General features: G+C 74.0%; 16 protein-coding genes and 1 pseudogene. 4 read left to right on the top strand and 13 right to left on the bottom strand.

The window, feature by feature from the left end; translation table 11 throughout:
• Nucleotides 1–95: pseudogene (locus AB0C84_RS23255) on the top strand (ribosomal protein L16); the annotation flags it as partial.
• A gap of 24 nt (nt 96–119) precedes the next feature.
• On the opposite strand, the gene AB0C84_RS23250 reads toward AB0C84_RS23255, so the two are convergent.
• From AB0C84_RS23250 to infC, 9 genes are all read right to left on the bottom strand, one after another.
• A complete protein-coding gene (locus AB0C84_RS23250; protein ID WP_361069816.1) occupies nt 120–1,736 on the bottom strand; it encodes an ABC-F family ATP-binding cassette domain-containing protein in 1,617 nt (538 codons plus the stop codon).
• A gap of 475 nt (nt 1,737–2,211) precedes the next feature.
• Complete coding sequence (gene pheT / locus AB0C84_RS23245; RefSeq protein ID WP_361069813.1) at nt 2,212–4,695, bottom strand: phenylalanine--tRNA ligase subunit beta; 2,484 nt, start codon at nt 4,693–4,695, stop codon at nt 2,212–2,214.
• Nucleotides 4,695–5,804 (bottom strand): phenylalanine--tRNA ligase subunit alpha, encoded by a 1,110-nt coding sequence (pheS, locus tag AB0C84_RS23240; RefSeq protein ID WP_361069810.1) that lies wholly within the window; start codon nt 5,802–5,804, stop codon nt 4,695–4,697. The genes pheT and pheS overlap by 1 nt, the downstream gene beginning before the upstream one ends.
• Before the next feature lie 133 nt (nt 5,805–5,937).
• On the bottom strand, nt 5,938–7,026 hold the full coding sequence (locus AB0C84_RS23235) for an ATP-binding protein (protein WP_361069807.1): 1,089 nt from the start codon (nt 7,024–7,026) through the stop codon (nt 5,938–5,940).
• Between the two features lie 188 nt (nt 7,027–7,214).
• Nucleotides 7,215–7,718 carry an STAS domain-containing protein gene (locus AB0C84_RS23230; protein WP_258943343.1) on the bottom strand — a complete coding sequence of 168 codons (504 nt, stop codon included), beginning with the start codon at nt 7,716–7,718 and terminating at the stop codon, nt 7,215–7,217.
• Nucleotides 7,719–7,987: 269 nt separating this feature from the next.
• Nucleotides 7,988–8,827 (bottom strand): RNA methyltransferase, encoded by an 840-nt coding sequence (locus tag AB0C84_RS23225; protein ID WP_179848505.1) that lies wholly within the window; start codon nt 8,825–8,827, stop codon nt 7,988–7,990.
• A gap of 34 nt (nt 8,828–8,861) precedes the next feature.
• Nucleotides 8,862–9,239, bottom strand: coding sequence for a 50S ribosomal protein L20 (gene rplT / locus AB0C84_RS23220; RefSeq protein WP_021597478.1), 378 nt, complete (start codon nt 9,237–9,239; stop codon nt 8,862–8,864).
• Nucleotides 9,240–9,309: 70 nt separating this feature from the next.
• On the bottom strand, nt 9,310–9,504 hold the full coding sequence (gene rpmI / locus AB0C84_RS23215; RefSeq protein ID WP_179848504.1) for a 50S ribosomal protein L35: 195 nt from the start codon (nt 9,502–9,504) through the stop codon (nt 9,310–9,312).
• A 182-nt stretch (nt 9,505–9,686) separates the two neighbouring features.
• Nucleotides 9,687–10,217, bottom strand: coding sequence for a translation initiation factor IF-3 (gene infC, locus AB0C84_RS23210; protein ID WP_258943360.1), 531 nt, complete (start codon nt 10,215–10,217; stop codon nt 9,687–9,689).
• A 537-nt stretch (nt 10,218–10,754) separates the two neighbouring features.
• Here infC and AB0C84_RS23205 point away from each other — a divergent pair.
• Complete coding sequence (locus tag AB0C84_RS23205) at nt 10,755–11,246, top strand: NUDIX hydrolase (RefSeq protein ID WP_179848503.1); 492 nt, start codon at nt 10,755–10,757, stop codon at nt 11,244–11,246.
• A gap of 9 nt (nt 11,247–11,255) precedes the next feature.
• Entirely contained in the window at nt 11,256–12,200 is a 945-nt protein-coding gene (locus AB0C84_RS23200; protein ID WP_361069801.1) for a PfkB family carbohydrate kinase, read from the top strand.
• On the opposite strand, the gene AB0C84_RS23195 is transcribed toward AB0C84_RS23200, so the two are convergent.
• Nucleotides 12,176–12,880 carry an HIT domain-containing protein gene (locus tag AB0C84_RS23195; RefSeq protein ID WP_361069798.1) on the bottom strand — a complete coding sequence of 235 codons (705 nt, stop codon included), beginning with the start codon at nt 12,878–12,880 and terminating at the stop codon, nt 12,176–12,178. The genes AB0C84_RS23200 and AB0C84_RS23195 overlap by 25 nt on opposite strands.
• A 151-nt stretch (nt 12,881–13,031) precedes the next feature.
• Here AB0C84_RS23195 and AB0C84_RS23190 point away from each other — a divergent pair, with 151 nt between their 5' ends.
• Nucleotides 13,032–14,420 (top strand): prenyltransferase/squalene oxidase repeat-containing protein, encoded by a 1,389-nt coding sequence (locus AB0C84_RS23190; RefSeq protein WP_361069795.1) that lies wholly within the window; start codon nt 13,032–13,034, stop codon nt 14,418–14,420.
• A 7-nt stretch (nt 14,421–14,427) separates the two neighbouring features.
• Here AB0C84_RS23190 and AB0C84_RS23185 read toward each other — a convergent pair whose 3' ends face one another.
• Genes AB0C84_RS23185 through ruvX form a run of 3 tightly spaced genes read right to left on the bottom strand, consistent with a single transcriptional unit; the run spans nt 14,428 to nt 16,873 of the window.
• A complete protein-coding gene (locus AB0C84_RS23185; RefSeq protein WP_361069792.1) occupies nt 14,428–15,261 on the bottom strand; it encodes a shikimate dehydrogenase in 834 nt (277 codons plus the stop codon).
• Nucleotides 15,258–16,418, bottom strand: a complete 1,161-nt coding sequence (gene mltG / locus AB0C84_RS23180; RefSeq protein WP_179848498.1) for an endolytic transglycosylase MltG — start codon at nt 16,416–16,418, stop codon at nt 15,258–15,260. Before mltG ends, AB0C84_RS23185 begins: the two co-directional genes overlap by 4 nt.
• On the bottom strand, nt 16,415–16,873 hold the full coding sequence (ruvX, locus tag AB0C84_RS23175) for a Holliday junction resolvase RuvX (protein WP_258943335.1): 459 nt from the start codon (nt 16,871–16,873) through the stop codon (nt 16,415–16,417). The genes mltG and ruvX overlap by 4 nt, the downstream gene beginning before the upstream one ends.
• Between the last annotated feature and the right edge of the window lie 21 nt (nt 16,874–16,894).

The raw sequence follows: 16,894 nt of genomic DNA, 5'->3' as shown, positions 1-16,894 counted from the left end.
TCCTGTTCGAGATCTCCTACCCGAACGAGGACGTCGCCCGGGAGGCGCTCACCCGCGCGATCCACAAGCTCCCCATGAAGTGCAAGATCGTGAAGTCCGCGCGGGGGCCGCCGCACTCGCTACATCGGCTCGACCTCGGTGAGGCCGCACGACCGGTCCATGCGCAGCCAGCGGGTGATGCCGAGGGTGCGCAGGAACGGCACGTCGTGGCTGACCACGACCAGAGCGCCCTCGTAGGCGGCGAGGGCCTGCGCGAGCTGCGCGGCGCTGGCCATGTCGAGGTTGTTCGTCGGCTCGTCCAGCAGGAGCAGCTGCGGGGCGGGCTCGGCGAGCAGCAGCGACGCCAGCACCGCGCGGAACCGCTCCCCGCCCGACAGGGTCGCGGCCGGCTGGTCGGCCCGCGCGCCGCGGAACAGGAATCGCGCGAGCCCCGCCCGGATCCGCGCCGGCGGCGCCGACGGCGCCTGCGCGCGGACGTTCTCGGCGACGCTGAGCTCCCCGTCCAGGACGTCGAGCCGCTGCGGCAGGTACCGGACGCCGTCCACCCCGACTTTCACGTCCGTGCCCTCGGGGACGCGGTCGCCTACGAGCGTCCGCAGGAACGTGGTCTTGCCCGACCCGTTGGGGCCGACCAGCGCGATCCGCTCCGGCCCTCGGACGAACAGCTCGCCCAGCGTGCCGGGTTCCGGCTCGGGGGCGGCCAAGCCCGTCACGGTCAGCACCGTCCGGCCCGCCGGGACGCGCGTGGCGGGCAGCTCGACGCGGATCTCGGCGTCCTCGCGGACGGCCCCCTCCGCCTCGGTGAGCCGCGTGCGGGCGTCGGCGAGCCGCTCCTCGTGCATGATGCGGTGCTTGCCGGCCGAGACCTGGGCCTGCCGCTTGCGCTCGCCCATCACGATCTTCGGCTCGCGCTTGCTCTCCTGCATCTTGTTGCCGTAGCGCTTGCGCCGGGCCAGCTTGACGTGGGCCTCCTCCAGTTCGCGCTTCTGGCGGCGCAGGTCGGTCTCGGCGGCCCTGACCGTCCGCTCCGCGGCCTCCCGCTCGACGGCGAGCAGGTCCTCGTAGGCCGACAGCCCGCCGCCGAAGGACCGGACGGCGCCCTCGCGCAGGTCGGCGATCTCGTCGACGCGGTCGAGCAGCTCCCGGTCGTGGCTGACGACGACGAGCACGCCCGTCCAGGACGCGACCGCCTCGTACAGGCGGTGGCGCGCGTCCAGGTCCAGGTTGTTGGTCGGCTCGTCCAGCAGCAGGACGTCGGGACGGGCCAGGAACCGCGCCGCCAGCCCGACCATCACGGCCTCGCCGCCCGACAGCGTCGGGACCGTGCGGTCCAGGTCGAGGTGGCCGAGCCCGAGCCGGTCGAGCTCCGCGCGGGCGCGCTCCTCGACGTCCCAGTCGTCCCCGACGGCGGCGAAGTTCTCCTCGGTGGCCTCGCCGCGCTCGATGGCGTGCAGGGCCGCGCGGGTCGCCGTGATGCCGAGCAGGTCCGAGACCGTGGCGGCGTCGTCGAGGACGAGGTTCTGCGGCAAGTAGCCGATCTCCCCGTCGACGCTCACGGTGCCCGAACCGGCGCGCAGCTCGCCGGCGATGATCTTCAGCAGGGTGGACTTTCCGGAGCCGTTGACGCCGATCAGGCCCGTCCGGCCGGTGCCGAACGCGGCGTCCAGCCCGTCCAGCACGACGGTGCCGTCCTCCCAGGCGAACGACAGGTCCGAGCACACGATGGCGAATGACATTGAGCGGCCTCCATGATGAGCGAGAAGAGATGCGGGACGCATGGAGACACCGCGGGATCGCGCGACGCGCCGGCGGGCATGAGAACGCCCGGCGGGTCGAAGTCCGCACTGAGGTCACGTGCGCGGGCCGGAGAACGGCCACTGCGCGGTGTCGGACCTCAGATCCTCAATGGACTCCCCAGCCGGGCGGCGATGTGACGCGAACCAGCATACCCGGCGACTAATCGCAACACAAGTCGCGTTAAGAATTCCGGATGGGGACCGTCAGCCCGGGGTCCGCCGGACGTACCGCGGAGCCGCACGCGTGCGGGAGAGGCCGCGGCCCGCCCTCACCGGCGGCGGCTGGTGCGCCGTGGCGGCCGTGTCGATGAGCCCGCTCGTCTCCCCGGACGCCGCGACGGGAGCATCGGCCACGCCGGCTGAGACGTGGACGTGCCCCGGACCCGCGCGGGGGCCGGGGCACGCTCGCGTTCCGTCAGGCGCCGCGCAGGACGGCTCCGGTCCGCTCGGACGCGGCGGCCACGGCGGCGTCGCGGGCCTGCGACGCCTCCTCGGCCGTGAGCGTCCGATCCGGGGCGCGGAACCGCAGCGAGTACGCCAGCGACTTGCGCCCCTCCCCCACCTGCTCGCCCGTGTAGACGTCGAACAGCCGGATCGCCTCCAGGAGCTCGCCCGCACCGTCGCGCAGGGCCGCCTCGACCTCGGCGGCCGCCACCGCGGAGTCCACGACCAGCGCGACGTCCTGCATCGCGACCGGGTACGACGACACGTGCGGCGCGCGGACGGTCACCGGCTCGCCCAGGCGGCGCAGCTCCAGCTCCATCGCGCACGACCGCGCGGGCAGACCGTACGCCTTCGTGACGCGCGGGTGCAGCTCGCCGGCGTGCCCGACGAGGGTGTCGCCCGCGTAGAGCGCGGCGCAGCGGCCGGGGTGCCAGGGGGCGTGCTGGTCGGCCTTCACCGTCAGCTCGACGCCGACCTCGCGGGCCACCGTGCGGGCCGCCTCGACCGCGTCCGCCCACAGCGCCGGACGGCCCTCGCCCCACCAGCCGGACGGCTCGCGGTCGCCGGACAGCACCGCCGCGACCCGGTACGGCTGGTCCGGCAGCGCGGCCTCCAGCTCGGCGACCTCCTCGGCCGTCGGGCCGCGGTCCACGGCGAGCCGCGGCGCCCGCTCGGGGGCGTCCGGGCGCGGCCGGAACACCACGCCCACCTCGAACAGCGCGGCGTCGCCGAAACCGCGTCCCACGTTGAGCGCCAGCACCTTGAGCAGGCCCGGCAGCAGCGTGGTGCGCAGCAGCGGCTCCTCCTCCGACATCGGGTTCGCGAGCCGCAGCGTCCGCCGGCGCGCGTCGTCAGCCGGGAGCTGGAGGCCGTCCAGGTCCTTCTCGGCGACGAACGGGAAGGCGAGCGCCTCCACGTACCCGGCGCCGGCGAGCGCGCGGCCCACCCGGCGGCGCAGCCGCTGCTCGGCGGTCAGGCCCTTGCCCGCCGCCGGGCGCGGCGCCCTCGCCGGGATGTTCTCGTACCCCTCCAGGCGGATGACCTCCTCGGCGAGGTCGTTGGGCGCGGTGAGGTCGGGACGCCAGGACGGCGGCGTCACCGTCAGCACGTCGCCGCCGGCCACCGCGCAGCCGACCTGCTCCAGGCGCCGGACGACCGCCTCCCGCCCGTAGGCCACGCCCGCCACCCGGTCGGGATGCCCTGCGGGCATCTCCACCGCGGCCCGCTCGACCGGCGCCTCGGCGTGCGTGACACCGGCCACGATCTTCGCGCCGCCCAGCTCGGCCAGCATCCGCACCGCCCGGTACGAGGCGTACAGCGGCAGTTCACGGTCGACGCCGCGCTCGAACCGGTGGGACGCCTCGCTGTGCAGGCGGTGCCGGCGGCTCATCCGGGCGACGCCTATGGCGTCGAAGTGCGCGGCCTCGACGACCATGTCGCTCGACCGCTCGTCGATCTCGGTGGCGAGACCGCCCATCGTGCCGGCCATCGAGATCGGGCCCGACGCGTCGGTGATGAGGATGTCGTCGGGGTCGAGGGCCCGCTTGACGTGGTCGAGCGTCTCCAGCTGCTCGCCGGGCCGGGCGCGCCGCACGACGATCGGGCCGGTCAGCTTGCCCCGGTCGAACGCGTGCAGCGGCTGCCCGAGCTCCAGCATCAGGTAGTTGGTGATGTCGACCGCCAGCGACACCGGCCGCATCCCCGCGCGGTGCAGGCGCACCTGCATCCACATCGGGGTCCGCGCGTCCGGGTCGAAGCCGCTCACCTCGCGCAGGACGAACCGGTCGCACACGGCCGGATCGCCGATGCTCGCCGGGTGACTGTCCGCCCCCTCGTCGTCCGGGGGCAGCTCGACGTCCGCGGGGTCCTTGAAGGGAACGCCGTAGGCGATGGCGGCCTCGCGGGCGATGCCGCGGATGGACAGGGCATAGCCGCGGTCGGGCGTCACGGCGATGTCGAGGACGTCGTCGCGCAGCCCGAGCAGCTCGATCGCGTCCGCGCCGACGGGGGCGTCCGGCGGCAGGACGAGGATGCCGCTGTGGTCGTCGCCGATCCCGAGCTCGGTCACCGAGCAGATCATGCCCGCCGACATCCGCCCGTAGGTCTTGCGGGCGCCGATCTCGAACCCGCCGGGCAGCACGCCGCCCGGCAGGACGACCACGACGCGGTCGCCGACCGCGAAGTTGGTGGCGCCGCACACGATGCTCTGCGGCTCCCCCGTGCCGTTGGCGTCGCCGACGTTCACCTGGCAGTGGCGGATCGGCTTCTTGAAACCGGTCAGCTCCTCGATCTCCAGGACCTCGCCGACCACGAGCGGGCCGGTGATGTCGGCGCCGGCCCGCTCGACCGTCTCGACCTCCAGGCCCGCCGCGATCAGCTCGGCGGCCAGCGCGCGGCCCGTGACGTCGGCCGGGAGCTCGACGTACTCGCGCAGCCAGGAAAGCGGGGCCCGCATCAGATCTCCATCCCGAACGGGAGGGTGAACCGGACGTCGCCCTCCACCATGTCGTACATGTCCTCCACGCCGTGCCGGAACATCAGCGTCCGCTCGACGCCCAGCCCGAACGCCCAGCCGCTGTAGCGGTCCGCGTCGACCCCGCAGGCCACCAGCACCCGCGGGTTGACCATGCCGCAGCCGCCGAGCTCGATCCAGCCCTCGGAGCCGCAGGTGCGGCAGGGCGCGCCGCCGGGCTCCGCGGACGCGCCACGGCACACGAAGCACTGCATGTCCACCTCGGCGGACGGCTCGGTGAACGGGAAGAACGACGGCCGGAACCGCGTCCTCAGCCCCTCGCCGAACATGCCGGTGACGAACGCGTCGATGCCGCCGCGCAGGTCGGCCATCGTCAGGCCCTCGTCGACGGCGAGGCCCTCCAGCTGGTGGAACACCGGGCTGTGCGTGGCGTCGAGCTCGTCGGTGCGGAACGTGCGGCCGGGCGCCACCACGTACACCGGCAGCGGCCGCGACAGCAGCGACCGGATCTGCATCGGCGAGGTGTGGGTGCGCATCACCAGCCCGGACTCCTCCGACTCGACGAAGAAGGTGTCCTGCATGGTGCGGGCCGGGTGGTCGGGAAGGAAGTTCAGGGCGTCGAAGTTGAACCACTCCGCCTCGACCTCGGGGCCCTCGGAGACCTCGAAGCCCATCGAGACGAAGACGTCGGCCATCCGCTCCTGCATCGTGGTCAGCGGGTGCCGGGCGCCGCGCGGCGCGCGGTCCCACGGAAGGGTGACGTCGACGGTCTCCTCGACGAGGACGCGGCGGTCGCGCTCCTCCTCCAGCTCGGCCTGGCGCTCCTTGAGCGCCTTCGCCACCGCGCCCCGGGCCGCGCCGATGCGCTTGCCCGCCTCGGCGCGGGCCGCGGGCGGGAGGGCGCCGATCTCGCGGTTGGCCAGGGCCAGCGGGGAACGGTCTCCGGCATGCGCCAGCCGGACCTGCTTCAGGGCGTCGAGGTCGGCGGCCGCGGCGATCGCCGCGAGCGCCTCGGCGCGGGCCCGCTCCAGCTCCTCGGGCTGCAGCGCGGACACCTCGACGGGGTCATAGGACTTGTTGGGTGCAGACATGGTGGTGTGATCGACTCCGGTCGGCGTGGGACGCCCGCAGTCTAGTGCGCGGGCGGAGGACATCCGGAAAGCGTGCGCGTGACGCGCTGGCCCGCCGAGGGACCCGATGCCGTGCCGCGGTGTGGGCCGCGGGTCAGCCGGCGTAGTCGGGGGCCCCTGCGGGCACGGTAAATCGGAACTCGGCGCCGCCGCCGGGCGCCCGCCGCACGGTGATCACGCCGCCGTGCGCCTCGACCAGCCCCTTGACGATGTAGAGCCCGAGCCCGGTGCCGCCGCGGCGGTTGCCGCCGGGCCCGCGCCAGAACTGCCGGAAGACGCGCTGGACGGCCTCGGGCGGAATGCCCTCGCCCTCGTCGCGCACCGACACGGCCGCCCCCTCCTCATGCGCGTCCGGCTCCACCACAATGGTGACAGTGCCTGCCCCGTGGCGCACCGCGTTTTCGACGAGGTTGCCGAGGATTTGATCCATCTTGTCGGGATCGAGCCACATCTCGGGCAGCTCGCCACGCGTCTCGAAGCGGAAGCGGTCCTCCGGCTCCCCCGCGGCGACCCGGCCCGCGATGACCTTGCGGACCTCCTCGGGGATGTCGACGACCTGGCGGCGCATCTCCAGCCGGCCCGACTCGATGCGGGACACGTCCAGCAGCTCGGTGATCAGCCGGGTGACGCGGTCGGCGTCGGCGTTGACGGTCTCCAGCATCACCCGCTTCTGGTCGTCGTTGAAGCGGTGCCACTTGGCGAGCAGCGTCGCGGTGAACCCCTTGACGCTGGTGAGCGGGGAGCGCAGCTCGTGGGCGACGGTGGAGACCAGGTCGGCGCGGTCGCGCTCCTGCCGGGCGCGGTGCAGGGCGTCGCGCAGGCACACGGTGAACCGTTCCACACGGCGCTCGGCGTCGCGCCGGTACGCGGCGGTCACGAGCACCTCGGTGCCGCCCGGAAGGAACAGCACGCGCTCGGGGTGGCGGGTGCGGGTGGACAGCCCGTCGTAGGGGGCCAGGCACTTCCACCAGTCGCGGCCCTCGGCGTCGTGCAGGGGCAGGACGTCGCGGAAGTCGCGGCCCACGGCCGACCCGGCGGGGATCCCGGTGATCCGCGCGGCGGCGGCGTTGAACACGACGACGCGGGCGTCGCGGCCGGCGACCATCAGCCCGTCGGGCAGATCGTCCGGGCCACCCCCCTCGGGGCCCGGCCCGGACCCCGCCTCGGGTCCGCGCGCGGCCACGAGAGGGGATTCCTCTCCGCCCACAGCGGCCTCCAGAACACCGATGGGAACGCGGCCTGTCGGAAAGAGACTCTAGCCGGAGTCGGGCCCCTAACGGGACCCGGAAACCGCCTCGCGGCAAGGCATGTGTGGCTTTCGCGTGGGGTGTCGCCGCCTCCCGCGGAGCGCCCCATCAGGGGTTCGCGCCCTCATCCGGACCTCGTGGGCGAGTCCTGGCCGGACAGCGCGGCCTCGACATCGCGGTGGATCGCGAACAGCCGGTGCAGGCCGGTGATCTTGAACAACCGCAGCTGGGCGGGCCGCACCCCGGCGAGGGCGATCTCGCCGCCGGCGGCGGAGATCTGGTTGTGCGCGGCGACCAGCGCGCCGAGCCCGGCCGCGTCGCAGAACGGGACGGCGGCGAAGTCGGCCACCAGGCGGCGCGGCCCCGTCCCGGAAAGCCGGCCGTGCGTCTCCACGAGCCGGTCGCGCAGCGGCCCGGCGGTGCGCAGGTCGATCTCCCCGGCCACCGCGACGACGGCCGTGCCGGCTTCGACCCTCGCGGTCTCGATGCGCAGGCCGTCGTCCGCGTACGCGCCGGAGGCGCCCGGAAAGGCGTCCGGGACGGTGGCGGCCTGGACCGCGCCGGCCCGGCACCGCACCTCCGGGGGACGCCGGCCCGCCCTCGCGGTTCGCCTGGTCTCCTCGGTCATCTCGCCCCCACTCCCGTGCGGCCTCGTCGCCGCACTGGTCAACCCGCTGATCAACACGTTAGGCGCGGCGGCACGACGGCGTGATCCCCCGCCGGTCGCGGTTCTCGCTCCTCCCCGCGAACGAGCCCCGCGCGGCGGCAGGCCCCCCTGCGCCGCGTCCACGCGAAGACCATCTTCCCAGCTCACCCGTCACGAGGCGGCGCCATTCGCGACCGCATGCGGCCATTCGATCACGGAATGCAGTGGAAACACCGGGACCGCGCCGTACTTCACGTACGGCTCGGGCGCTCTCCCTGGGAGCCGCGCTGCGCCCGGGCCGACGCATAGAGGCATACGGCCGCGGCCGTCGCCAGGTTCAGGCTCTCGGCCCGCCCGTAGATGGGCACGCGGACGACCTCGTCCACATGCCGCAGGATCTCCTCGGGCAGCCCCCACGCCTCGTTCCCGAACACCCAGGCGGTGGGGCGCGCGAGCACCCCCTCGTCGATCGCCTCGTCGAGGGTGCGGTCGCCTGCGCCGTCGGCGGCCAGGACGGTCAGGCCCGCGCCCTTCAACTCCGGGATCAGCGCGTCGAACCGGGGGCCGACGACGACCGGCAGGTGGAACAGGCTGCCCGCGGAGGCGCGGACGCACTTGCCGTTGTAGGGGTCGACGGACGCGTCGGTGAACACGACCGTCTCCGAGCCCGCGGCGTCGGCGGTGCGCAGGACGGTCCCCGCGTTGCCGGGGTCGCGGACGTGCGCGAGCACGGTCACCAGCCGGGGGGCGTTCTCCAGCGCCCTGTCCAGCGGGACGTCGACGAACTCGCAGACCGCCAGCAGCCCCTGCGGGGTGACGGTCTGGGCGAGCTCCGCCATGATCTCGCCGCTGACGCGCAGCACCGGCGCGCCGGCGCGCTCGGCGGCGAGCACCAGTTCGGGGTGGCGCGCCTCCGCCTCGGCCGTGGTGAACAGCTCGGCGAGCCCGCCGGGGATCCGCAGCGCCTCCCGCACCGCCTGCGGCCCCTCGGCGAGGAACCGGTTCTCACGGCGCCGGAACGCGCGTTTGGCGAGCCGCCGAGCGGCCTTCACCCGTGGTGATCGGAGAGAGGTCAGCTCGCGGCCCGCCATGTCGCTGTGATCGCCCGTGTGCCGGTCGCCCGGCTCAGGCCGCCTCCGAACCCTCGGCCGGGAGCGCGTCCTTGGCGACCTTGACCAGGGCGGCGAACGCCGGGGCGTCGTTGACGGCGAGCTCGGCGAGCATGCGCCGGTCGACCTCGACCTCGGCGGCCTTCAGGCCCTGGATGAACCGGTTGTAGGTGATGCCGTTGGCGCGGGCAGCGGCGTTGATCCGCTGGATCCACAGCCGGCGGAACTGGCCCTTGCGGTCCTTGCGGTCCCGGAAGGCGTAGGTCATCGAGTGGAGCTGCTGCTCCTTGGCCTTGCGGTACAGGCGCGAGCGCTGCCCGCGGTAGCCGCTCGACCGCTCCAGGACGACCCGACGCTTCTTGGCGGCGTTGACCGCCCGCTTCACGCGTGCCACGTGTCTGACTCCTTCGTGGGGGCCGGGGCCATGCTGGCCTCGGCCGGTCGGCGATGTTCCGGGTCGAGCGCTACTTGCGCAGCAGCTTCTTGATGTTCTTGGCGTCGGCGGGGGCCACCACGGCGGGGCCGTCGAGACGCCGGGTCCGCTTGGACGGCTTGTGCTCGAGCAGGTGGTTGCGGTTGGCGCGGCGGCGCATCACCTTGCCGGTGCCGGTCAGCTTGAAGCGCTTCTTGGCACCGCTGTGGGTCTTGGTCTTCGGCATGGTCGCCGTCGTCTCCCTCTTTCCCGGCCTCCGTGCCGACCGGCATGGAGGCGCGCCTGATCGGCGCATCGCACGGCGACCCGTGGACGCGCCTGGTCAGGCTTCGATGTACGTAGGCCGCGACCTCGCTCAGCCGCGAGTTCGCGATGGGGGCCACCGCGAGGCCGGTCCCCGAACGGCCGTCAGACGGTGGTCTCGGACTCCTGCCCGCGGGCCGTCTTCTTCTTGTGCGGACCGAGCACCATGATCATGTTCCGGCCGTCCTGCTTGGGCCGCGACTCGACGAAGCCGAGCTCCTCGACGTCGTCGGCGAGCCGCTGCAGCAGCCGGAAACCGAGCTCGGGACGGGACTGCTCACGACCACGGAACATGATCGTGACCTTCACCTTGTCCCCGGCCTTCAGGAACCGCACCACGTGACCCTTCTTGGTCTCGTAGTCGTGCGGGTCGATCTTCGGGCGGAGCTTGATCTCCTTGATGACCGTGTGCGCCTGGTTCTTCCGCGCTTCACGCGCCTTCATCGCGGACTCGTACTTGAACTTGCCGTAGTCCATGAGCTTCGCGACGGGCGGACGCGCGGTGGGCGCCACCTCGACGAGGTCGAGGTCCGACTCACGCGCGAGTTCGAGGGCCTTGGCGATGGGCACGATGCCCACCTGTTCGCCGTTCGGGCCGACGAGCCGGACCTCGGGCACGCGAATGCGGTCGTTGATACGCGGTTCGGCGCTGATGGGACCTCCTTGGGGCCGTTCTCAAGTTCGTTGGACCGGTCGTACCCCGAGGCTTCCACGAGAAAAGCCCCGTACGACTCACGCACGGGGCCACCTTCGGTCTTCCGGGAACGGCGATGCCGCCCGGAAACTACGGCGGTACGGGCTGACGCCCGTTCGCCGGACCGAGACCCACCGGCTTCGCAGCCGGTCAGGTGGGAGGTGGCCTCCGCTTGAGCGCCCGGCACGCGCCACCGTTCAGTCGCGCGCACAGGGCCGGTCGACCACCAAGAATACCACCCGGTGAGGCCGGGTGCGCCATACCGGATCACTCGCCCGGCCTTCGCCGCGCGAGCACCCGGCTGAGAGTACGCCAACCACTACAACAGGCCGCGGCACGGCGCCATTCCCGGGCCGGCGCGCGAGCCGCCGCCGAGTGAGGGTGTTCTGGCCCGGCGGGCGTCTCGGCGCGCGGACCTCGGGTTGTTACGGTGGAGCCGAGACGGCCCGGCGGGGCCGGCACCAGGGAGGTTTCCCGCGATGCCCTCGGTCGACGCCGGCGCCGCCGGCCCCCTCACCGCCGTGCCTCCGGTCCGGCTCCAGTTCGCGCAGAAGGCGTTCATCGTGTCCGGCGGGCGGCTGCTGCTGGTCCGCAAGGCCGCCTCCGACCCGTTCCACCCCGGCCGCTGGGAGGTGCCCGGCGGGCGGCTGGAGGAGGACGCCGACCTCGATCTCGACGACCACATCCGCCGCGAGGTCTGGGAGGAGGTCGGCCTGAAGATCGATCCGGGTCCGCCGTTCCACCTGTGGCAGTGGTTCATGCCCGACCGCGGCAATCCCGGCGGGCAGATCCGGGTGGTGGCGGCGGCGCGCCGCTGCCGGCCGGTGACCCTTGACGCCACCCTGGAGAACCAGGACGTCAGCGACCATCTGGACCGGTGCGCCTGGGTGCCGCTGCGCGAGGCCGGCGGGTACGACCTCATCCCGAGCCTGCGCCCGGTGATGCGGGCCTTCCTGCTTCCGGCCGGCTGAGCCCGGGTCATGGCGCCGTTCCGATCGCCCCTCGAATGGCCGGGCCTCGACGGCGCCGCCGAGCGCCGCCACTCGCTCTTCGTCATCGGGGACGCGGGGATCGAGGTGCGCGCGAGCCTGCCGGGCGTCCGCTTCGCGGAAATCGGCGCCGACCGGCTCTGCTACGCACCCGCCCGCGCACTGACCGCGGGGACGGCGGTGAACCTCGCCCGCTGCGCGGTGGGCTACTTCCGCCGGGTCGAGGTGCTGGCCAAGGTCGGCGACGACGACTACACGGAGGCGATCCGCCGCGAGCTGTGCCGGATCGGCGCGGCCCACCGCCTGGTCGTCGAGCCCGGCGTCCCGAACGGCGTGTCGGTGATGCTGCGCGACGCCGCCGGCGGCGAAGAAGGCGGGCCCGGCGTCCGGCTGCTGGTCGCCCAGGACGAGCCGCCCGCCAGACGACTCGCCGCGGCGGACGTGCGGGCGGCGGCGGCCGGGATCGAGGACGCCGACGTGCTGGCCGTGGACGGATACTCCCTGCTGGCCCCCGCCTCCCGGGAGGCTCTCCACGAGGCGGTCCGCACGGCGCGCGCGGCGGGCACGCGGGTGGTGTTCGACGTCGTCCCCCACGACATCGACGCGCGGCTTCCGGCGTCCTGCGTCCTGCCGGTCCTGGAGCGGGCCGACCTGGTCGTCTCCGAGGCGCACACCCTCGCACGCCTGCTCGGCCATGCGCCTCCGGCCGGCGGCCGGGAACCGCGGGATCTGCCGCCTGTCCTCGACCGCGCCGTACCCGGCGGCCCCCTGTGGCTGCTTCGGTTCGGCCCGACGTCCCTGGAACGGGTGCTCGTCCACCAGCGCGGACGGCCGCCGCAGGCGTACTCCACCGGCTATGCCCCCGGTACGCCGAGGGCGGGGTACGGGGACCGGCTGACCTCGTGCGAGCTCTACTGGTGGCTGTCAGGGGGCTGAACCGCGCCAGGCAGGGCGTCCGCCGCCGCCCGCATCGCCCGCAGCGTGCGCAGGAAGCGCCCCCGGCTGGCGGGCAGCCCGAAGGTCTCCTGCCAGCGCCAGGCCGGGCCCGCGCCGCCGGCCGCCACCGCCCAGCGCAGGAACTGGCTCCGCACACCGTCGCCCGGGTGGACGGTCGCGGCACCGTCCTCCTCGATCAGCAGGTAGGAGCGGCCGGCGCGGTACCGGGCCTGGAGGGTCGCGTGGTCGGCGGGAACGCCCGGGCGCCCCTCCCGCTCCACGACCGTCCGCACCCCCGCCGTGCCCGGCAGGAAGTGCCAGTGCGCGTGGTCGACGCACGCGCCGCCGCCCTGGGGGCTCGCCGGCCCGTGCTCGAACAGCAGCAGTCCGCCGAGTCCGTACGCCTCCCGGTAGAGGCGGGCCACACGGTCGCGCCACCGCATCGCGCGCTCCCACATCGGCCCGGGGAAGTCTCCGGCGCACTGGTGGTGCTCGCGCGTCACCAGCAGCAGGTGCCCCTCGGCGAGCGGCGCGACGTCCGGGATCAGGAAGAAGTCGCGGTCGCCGGCGATGACGCCCGACTCGCCGGGAAGCCCGGCCATGCCGTTGACGCGGAACCGCAGCGGGGGGCACAGGACGCAGTCGTGGTCGGGCTCGTCCCGGACGGTCGGCTCGGCCAAGCCACCTCCAACATCACGGAACGCGGGAGCGGTCCGCCTCCAGCGTGCCCGGTGCCGCACGCCCGCGCTCGCTGCGGCGGCGGATACAGACGCGGGACCGCGAGGTACAAATCCCGGCCCGCCGGGAACAACAAGAGCAGAAGGCAAGAACGTGAACCAGACACCCCCGCTCCCGTCCCCGGCGCCCCCCGCGCCCCGCGCCGTCCGCTCCGCCGCACGGCGGCGCGGCGCCCACGTCCCGGTCATCGACCTGGCCGTCCTCGACGCCCGCCTGAACGAGTCGCTGGACGTCCTGCGCGACACCTACGCCCCCGCCCTCGGCACCGGCGGAGGCTGGTACCACGAGCTCGCGCGCCCCGAACCCGGCACCACCGCCACCGCCGTCGGGCTGATGGCGTTCGCCGAGGCGGGGCGCGCCTTCGAGCACTTCGACGACGGCCTGGAACTCCTCGCCGCCCGGCAGACCCGGTCCGACGACCCGCTGCGCGACGGCGGCTGGGCCACCAAGACCAGCCTCGGCATGCCGGTGATCGAGGCGACCGGCTGGATCGCGCGGTTCCTCGCCCGCGCCCGCTGCGACCTGCGCGACGACGCCCCCGACCTGGAGCGCGCCTACCGGTGGCTGCTGTACAACCAGAACCCCGACGGCGGATGGGGCTCGCTGCACGGCTGCCCGTCCCGGGTGTGGCTGACGTGCCTGGCGCTCCGCGCGCTCAGCCAGCTCAACCCCTACGATCCCGCCGTCGACCGCGGCGTGGAGTGGCTGACGGCGGACCGGACCGCGCACCGTCCCGCCTGGGGCCCGACGCAGGCGTCCCGGCCCACCGTCACGCACACCGCGTTCGCGCTGGTGACGCTGGCCGAGGCGCGCCCCGGCCTGCGGACCGAGCGGCTGCTGGACGCCTACGACTGGCTGCTGGAGCACCTCGACCCCGACGACGACCACACGTGGATCGAGACCTACGGCGTCTCGCCGCACACCGTGTCGGAGCGCGGCGCCGGCCCGGAACCGGTGTGGCGGCTCGCCCTGTGGCACTACGGGCTGCCGATCGCGCTCACCGCGCTGCTGCGGGACCCGCGCGGACCGCAGGGGGCGACCGTCGCCCGAGCGTTCCGGACGCTGGTGCGCGGGGAGGTCGCCGACCCGCGCTGGAACGGCTACCCGGGCAGCGCGCGCACGTCGCTGTGGACGCTGTGGTGGCGGCTGGAGACGCTGGTCGCCCTCTCCCGGATCCCGCTCGCCGGGAACGCCGACGTCCTGCACTGGCTGCCGGACGCGCTGGTCGTGCAGCGCGCCCACGCCCGGGAGCGTCCGCTGGCCGAGATGCTCCCGCACCGCCGCCTCGTCGACCCGGTCGCCCTGGCCCAGCGGCACTGGGCGGTGTTCCTGCTGAGCCTCGTGTGCGCCGGCAGCGCGCTCGGCGTCGCCGCGGGAACGTGGGGCTGGAAGGACTTCTGGCTCAGCGTGATCCTGCCCATCGTCCTCACCAGCATCGACGAGTCGGTGAAGCGGCGCCGCGCCCAGCGCGCCCCGCCCTGACCGAGGGTCAGGCGCGGCGGGCGAGCTCCGCCTCGCCCGCGGCGCGCATCGCCTCCACCGGCACGTCGTCGCGGCCGGTCATCAGGGCCACCTGCCGGACGGCCTGGTGCAGGAGCATCGCGAAACCGCTGACGACCGTGCCGCCCGCGCGCTCGACGGCCGCCGCGAGCGCCGTGGGCCACGGCGCGTACACGACGTCGAACAGGGCCGCGCCGGACTCGGCGACCGGCGCCGCGAACACGTCGGCGGCCCCGCCGGGGAGGGTCGACACGACGAGTTCCGCGGGCAGGTGCGCGGGGGCCTCGCCGAGCGGCACGACCCGGACCGCGAGCCCGAACCGCTCCCCCACCTCGGCCGCGCCGGCGGCGCGCTCCGGCGTCCGCACCGCGAGGACGGCCTCGCGCGTGCCGAGCCCGGCGAGGGCGGCCAGCGCGGACGCGGCCGTCGCTCCGCCGCCCAGCACCAGCGCCTCGGACGGGGCCTTCAGCCCCGCCTCGCCGAGCGCCGTCTCGATGCCGTACACGTCGGTGTTGTCACCGTGCCGCCGCCCGTCCCGCAGGACGATCGTGTTCGCGCCGCCGACCTTCGCCGCGAGGTCCGACACCGTGTCGACGAGGCCGAGCGCGACGCGTTTGAGCGGCATGGTCAGCGACAGCCCCGCCCATTCGGGCCCGAGCCCGTCCAGCAGTGCGGCCAGGCCGTCCTCGCCGCACTCGACCGCGTCGTAGGACCAGTCGTCCAGCCCCATCGCCGCGTACGCCGCCCGGTGCAGCACCGGCGACAGCGAATGCGCGATGGGCGAACCCAGCACCGCCGCGCGGCGGCCCGTCCTCCCGCTCATTGGCCCGGGTGCGCCTTCTGCCAGGCCCGGAACTCCTTCTCGATCGCCAGCCGCTCCTGCTCCGTCGTGGCGAACTTGGTGACCTTGTTCGTCGGGTCGGTGGCGATGAAGTACAGCCACGTCCCGTCCTCCGGGGACAGGGCCGCCTCGATCGCGTCCGGCCCGGGGTTGGAGATCGGGCCGGGCGGCAGGCCCGCGTGCAGGTAGGTGTTGTAGGGCGAGGGGGTCTGCAGGTCCTTCTCGGTGACGGTGAGCCGCCGCTCGTTCAGCGCGTACAGGACCGTGGTGTCGAACTGCAGCTTCATGCCCTTGTCCACCCGGTTGTAGATGACCCGGGAGATCTTCGGCAGGTCGCTGGGCTTGCCGCCCTCGGCCTGGACCAGGCTGGCGAGCGTGATGACCGTCGCCGGGTTCATGTGCGCCTTGCGCGCCTCGGCGACCAGGTCGACGCTGGCGGCCTCCTTGGTGTACCGCCCCACCATCTCCTTGAGGATCTGCTCCGCCGAGCCGTTCGGGTCGAGGTCGTAGCGCCCCGGGTACAGGTACCCCTCGACCTTGCCCCGCGCGTAGGAGGGCAGCCCGAGGTTCTTCGGGCGCTTCGCCACCGCCTGGAACTCCTTGACGGAGATGCCGGTCTTCTTCGCCAGCAGCTCGAAGACCTCGACGGCACGCCGCCCCTCGGGGATCACGACCTGGTTGCCGGCCCGCGACTTCGGGTCGAGCAGCAGCGCCACCGCCGCGGCCGAGGACATCTCCAACCGCATCTGGTAGAACCCCGGCTGGATGCTGGAGGCGCGGGTCTCCTTGTTGTAGGTCTTCACGAAGGCCTCGGAGCTCTTGACGACCCGGTGCTGCTTCAGCGTCGTGCCGATCACCGACCCGGTCGCGCCGTCCTTGATCTGGACGGTGACCTTGCCGGAGCCCGCGCCCTCGTAGTCCGGCGGGTGCCACTTGTTGTCGAGCCACGCGTACCCGAGGACGCCTCCGGTGCCGAACACCGCCACGAGGAACGCCATCGCGAACAGCGCGGCGGCGCGCCCGCTGCGCCGGCGGCGCTTCTGGCGCTTGCGCCGGCGCCGCTGGTCACGCCGGCCGTAGGTCTCCTCGGACGGAGGCCCGTCGCCGTACGGGTCGGAGAAGAGGTCCAAGTCGTTCATGAGCTCCCCTGGACGATCTCACCCGGGGGGCGTCCGGTCGACCGTTCGGCGTCGAGGGCCGCCTGGAGCAGCACCGCCGCGGCGGCCTGGTCGACCACCTTGCGCCGCGCCTGGCCGTGCACGCCGCCGGCCCGCAGGCCGCTCTCGGCGGTGACGGTGGTGAGGCGCTCGTCGTGCAGCCGCACCGTCTCCGGGGGAAGGCGGTCGGCGAGCCTCGCCGCGAACCTGCGGGCCGACTGCGCCGCCGGCCCCTCCCGGCCCGACAGCGAGGTGGGGAGGCCGACGACGACCTCGATCGCCTCGTGCTCGGCGACGAGGTCCACGAGCCGGTCGACGTCGCCTTTGCCGCTCTTCACCGTCTCCAGGGGGGACGCCAGGATCCCGCCGGGATCGCATCGCGCGACCCCGACCCGCACGCTCCCCACATCGACCCCGAGCCTGACGCCCGTCCTCATGGGCTCGCCTCCGCTCGGAGG

This window comes from Actinomadura sp. NPDC048955, from assembly GCF_040649435.1.
Classification (GTDB): domain Bacteria; phylum Actinomycetota; class Actinomycetes; order Streptosporangiales; family Streptosporangiaceae; genus Spirillospora; species Spirillospora luteofluorescens.
The sequence above is the reverse complement of the archived record's forward strand: the minus strand, read 5'-3'. Positions and strand labels throughout refer to the sequence as shown.

Excerpts from the sequence above, each read along its gene's own strand:
- AB0C84_RS23250 (WP_361069816.1), bottom strand. The coding sequence starts at position 1,736 with ATGTCATTCGCCATCGTGTGCTCGGACCTGTCGTTCGCCTGGGAGGAC.
- pheT (WP_361069813.1), bottom strand. The coding sequence starts at position 4,695 with ATGCGGGCCCCGCTTTCCTGGCTGCGCGAGTACGTCGAGCTCCCGGCC.
- pheS (WP_361069810.1), bottom strand. The coding sequence starts at position 5,804 with ATGTCTGCACCCAACAAGTCCTATGACCCCGTCGAGGTGTCCGCGCTG.
- AB0C84_RS23230 (WP_258943343.1), bottom strand. The coding sequence starts at position 7,718 with ATGACCGAGGAGACCAGGCGAACCGCGAGGGCGGGCCGGCGTCCCCCG.
- AB0C84_RS23225 (WP_179848505.1), bottom strand. The coding sequence starts at position 8,827 with ATGGCGGGCCGCGAGCTGACCTCTCTCCGATCACCACGGGTGAAGGCC.
- rpmI (WP_179848504.1), bottom strand. The coding sequence starts at position 9,504 with ATGCCGAAGACCAAGACCCACAGCGGTGCCAAGAAGCGCTTCAAGCTG.
- AB0C84_RS23205 (WP_179848503.1), top strand. The coding sequence starts at position 10,755 with ATGCCCTCGGTCGACGCCGGCGCCGCCGGCCCCCTCACCGCCGTGCCT.
- AB0C84_RS23200 (WP_361069801.1), top strand. The coding sequence starts at position 11,256 with ATGGCGCCGTTCCGATCGCCCCTCGAATGGCCGGGCCTCGACGGCGCC.
- AB0C84_RS23185 (WP_361069792.1), bottom strand. The coding sequence starts at position 15,261 with ATGAGCGGGAGGACGGGCCGCCGCGCGGCGGTGCTGGGTTCGCCCATC.
- mltG (WP_179848498.1), bottom strand. The coding sequence starts at position 16,418 with ATGAACGACTTGGACCTCTTCTCCGACCCGTACGGCGACGGGCCTCCG.
- ruvX (WP_258943335.1), bottom strand. The coding sequence starts at position 16,873 with ATGAGGACGGGCGTCAGGCTCGGGGTCGATGTGGGGAGCGTGCGGGTC.